At 72.5% G+C, this 3829-nt stretch carries 2 protein-coding genes; both read right to left on the bottom strand.

Annotated features, from left to right (window positions below):
* Window positions 1-65 precede the first annotated feature (65 nt).
* On the bottom strand, window positions 66-1583 hold the full coding sequence (gene dop, locus ABZU46_RS31295) for a depupylase/deamidase Dop (protein ID WP_354863300.1): 1518 nt from the start codon (window positions 1581-1583) through the stop codon (window positions 66-68).
* Window positions 1584-1709: 126 nt separating this feature from the next.
* On the bottom strand, window positions 1710-3668 hold the full coding sequence (locus ABZU46_RS31300) for a hypothetical protein (RefSeq protein ID WP_354863301.1): 1959 nt from the start codon (window positions 3666-3668) through the stop codon (window positions 1710-1712).
* Window positions 3669-3829 lie beyond the last annotated feature (161 nt).

Genomic DNA, 3829 nt, shown 5'->3' on the forward strand with positions numbered 1-3829 from the left:
GCTCGGACGACGAAAAGCCCGCTGCGCGCCGGCTTGCGGCGCACAGCGGGCTTTCGGGGCCGCGTTCAGCCGCCGGTCAGCGTCTCCAGGAGGTCCTTGGCGCTGGCGCAGCGGTCGAACAGGGCGCCGACGTGGGCGCGGGTGCCCCGCTCCGGCTCCATCATCGGCACCCGGACCAGCGACTCGCGGCCCACGTCGAAGATCACCGAGTCCCAGCTCGCGGCGACCACCTCGGAGGCGTACTGGGCGAGGCAGCGGCCACGGAAGTAGGCCCGGGTGTCCTCCGGGGGCTCGGTCATGGCGCTGCGGGTCTCCTCGTCGGTGAGCAGCGTCTTCATCGCCCCGCGGGAGACCAGCCGGTTGTAGAGGCCCTTCTCCGGGCGTACGTCGGAGTACTGCAGGTCGACGAGCTGGAGCTTGTGCGAGCCCCAGCCGAGCTTCTCCCGCTCCCGGTAGCCCTCCAGCAGCCGCAGCTTGGCCACCCAGTCCAGTTCGTCGGCGCAGAGCATCGGGTCGCGGCCGAGCCGGTCCAGCACGTCCTCCCAGCGGTCCAGCACGTCGGCGGTCTGCTCGTCGACGTCGGTGCCGTAGCGGTCGTCGACAAAGGACCGCACCCGCTCCAGGTACGCCCACTGCACGTCCAGGGCGGTCAGCCGGCGGCCGTCGCGCAGCCTCATGAGGTGCGTGAGCGAGGGGTCGTGGCTGACCGCGCGCAGTTCGCTGACCGGGTCGGCGATGCCGAGGTCGGGGCCGAGCGCCTTCTCCTCGATCATGGTGAGGATCAGCGCGGTGGTGCCCACCTTGAGGTAGGTGGAGATCTCGGAGAGGTTGGCGTCGCCGATGATGACGTGCAGCCGGCGGTACTTGTCGGCGTCGGCGTGCGGCTCGTCGCGGGTGTTGATGATCGGCCGCTTGAGGGTGGTTTCCAGGCCGACCTCGACCTCGAAGAAGTCGGCGCGCTGCGAGATCTGGAAGCCGCTCTGCCCGCCGTCCTGCCCGATGCCGACGCGGCCGGCGCCGCAGACGATCTGCCGGGTCACGAAGAACGGCGTCAGGTACGCCACGATGTCGGCGAACGGGGTCTGCCGGCGCATCAGGTAGTTCTCGTGGGCGCCGTAGCTGGCGCCCTTGTTGTCGGTGTTGTTCTTGTAGAGGTGGATCGGCTGGCTGCCGGGGATGGTGGCGGCCCGGCGGGACGCCTCGGCCATGACCCGCTCGCCGGCCTTGTCCCAGCGCACGATGTCGCGGGGGGTGGTGACCTCGGGTGTGGAGTATTCGGGGTGGGCGTGGTCCACGTAGAGGCGTGCGCCGTTGGTGAGTATCACGTTGGCCAGGCCGAGGTCCTCGTCGGCGAGAGCCTCGGCGGGGTCGTACGCGGCCCCGGAGTACGTGAAGCCGCGGGCGTCGCGCAGCGGCGACTCCTCCTCGTAGTCCCAGCGGGCACGCCCGCCCCGGTTGAGCTCGGGCCGGGCCCCGTAGGCGTTGACCACCTGGGACGAGGTGACCATCGGGTTGGCTCCGGCCTGGCCGGGCACGGAGATGCCGTACTCGACCTCGGTGCCCATGATCCGTCTTACGCTCATCGACCTACCCGCTTCGCTCGCCCGACCCGGTCCCCCGTCACGTCGAGCGTAGTCCGACTGTTCGGGGACGGGGGCACGGCGGCGTGGGCGGGTTACGGGTGTCGGCCCGTGGCCCGCCCGCCGCGTTCAGTACTTGATGATCATTGGCACGGTGGTGACCCGGGGGCGCAGCTCGGGGTACCTGGTCAGCAGCTTGTCGACGCGTCGCTGCGCGGACGGGTCGCTGATCAGCAGCCGGATCGGGCCGCGCGCGCCGCGCAGGATCTTGCGGGTGCGCTCCGGTTCCTCGAACATCGGCAGATAGATGGCCCGTTCCGTCTGCGCGGTGGTGCCCTGCAGGGCGGAGAGGCAGATCGACTCGACGTAGCCGCGGTAGCCGCCCCGGTCCAGCACGACGGTGACGGTGCCCGGTTGGACGGGATGACGGCGGTACGCGGCGGCGCAGACCTGGGCCACTCTCGACGGTTTGTCGACGCTGTGCCGGACCCACAGCTGGGTCCAGCTCTGCTTGTCGACCACGAGCACGCTGCCGCGCCAACCGGTGAGCCCGCAGAGGGTCACGACGGTGAGCACGGCCAGGGCGGCGGCGAGCGCGGGGATCGCGGCGGCGCGGACACCGCGCTCGCCGCCGGACGGGACGGGCAGCAGCCGGACCAGGGCGGCGGTGCCGACGATCAGTCCGACGAGGGCGAGGTGTGTGCCCTTCATGAAGTAGTAGGCGGGCTGGACGCCGGCGACGATGTTGGCCAGGGCGATGGCGAGGGCGAACCCGACGGCCACCAGCACGGCCGCGAGGTGGCGGCGCCAGGCGCGGTCGGCGCGGCGGGCCTGGATCACCAGGCCGATCAGCACGATCGGGGTGAGGCCGAGCAGGGCGTGCCACGCCTCGGCGAGTTCCGGGCCGGCTTTCGCGTCGAGCGCTTCGGTCTGGCCGGCGCCGAGGATGCCGAGCAGCAGGGGCAGCGGGGCGAGAAGCGCGGTGAGCAGGCCGACGCCGAGCAGCGTACGGCGGACCTGGGTCAGCTCGCGGCGGTGCGCGATGAGCCAGCCGAGCACGAGCAGCCCGGCCGGGGGGAGGTACAGGTAGTAGGTGAAGCCGATTCCGGTGAGCAGGGCCCCGAGCAGGACGAGTTGTTCCCGGTTGCCGGCGAGGGGGCGTACGACAAGCGCGGTCAGCCCGACGGCGAGGGCGAGCCCGAGCACCTCGCTGGGGTAGCCGGCGATCAGCAGGCGGGGCAGTTGGCTGCCGAGGACGAGGGCGCCGATGACGATGGTCAGGACGACCCGGTGCAGCGGGTGCTGCGGACCGGACAGTCGCTGGGCGGCCCAGAACAGCGTGAGCACGAGGAGGCCGAGGGTGGCGAAGCACCACCATCCGTAGTGGGTGAGGCTGCTGACCCCGCTGGGCGTGCCGGTGGCCGAGCGCAGGTGCGCGTCGAGGAGCGCGGTGGTGAAATGCCAGCCCTGCGGATAGCGGACGAGCAACGAGACGATGTCGTCCCGGGAACCGGCCGGGTCGAGGAAGACGTACCCGCCGTGCCGGCCGATGGCGTCGACGAGGGCGACGTGGCGGAAGTTGTCCTCGCCGAGGGCGAGCAGGCTGAGGCGTCCGGCGAGGGTGGAGGCGCGTAGCCAGGGCAGGGTGAGGTAGCCGACGGTGGCGACGGTGGCGACGATCGGCAGCAGGTCGGTCCAGCCGGGGCGAGGCAGGGTGGGACGTCTACCGGTGGCCGCCGCGATGAGAGTGAGCGCTGTCAGCGCGGCGCCGGTGACCGCGACGGGGTGCAGCCCCCACGGCCAGACCGAGAAGAGCAGACCGGCGATGGTGGTGGCGCCGACGAGCAGCAGCACAGCGAGCATGAGCCGGTCGAGCAGGGTGCGGCCGCCGCGCAGCAGGCTGGCGGTGGCCAGCAGCACGAGCGGGGGCAGCAGCCAGGCGAGGTGCAGGGGGTACGCCACCGCGGGAACCAGCCAGGCTGCCGCCAGCGCGATGAGCAGCCGGCGGTGGGGGCGGGCGGGCGGCGGGGTGTCCGGGTTGACCGCGGGAGGTGCCGGTGGGTCGGTGACGGTCAGCTCGGACGGCACGCGGATCCTCGGGAAGTCGGAGGGTGGGGGCGCCACAGCGTACCGGGTCAGGTGGGGCTCGTGTGGGATGCCGGCGACGTGCCGGTGGTACGGGCGGGGGGCGGCGCCGGGGCCGTACCCCGCGCGGGGGGGGGGGAGGGGAGGGGGGGGTGGGGGGGGTG

The organism is Micromonospora sp. NPDC005197 (genome assembly GCF_040608295.1).
GTDB lineage: Bacteria > Actinomycetota > Actinomycetes > Mycobacteriales > Micromonosporaceae > Micromonospora.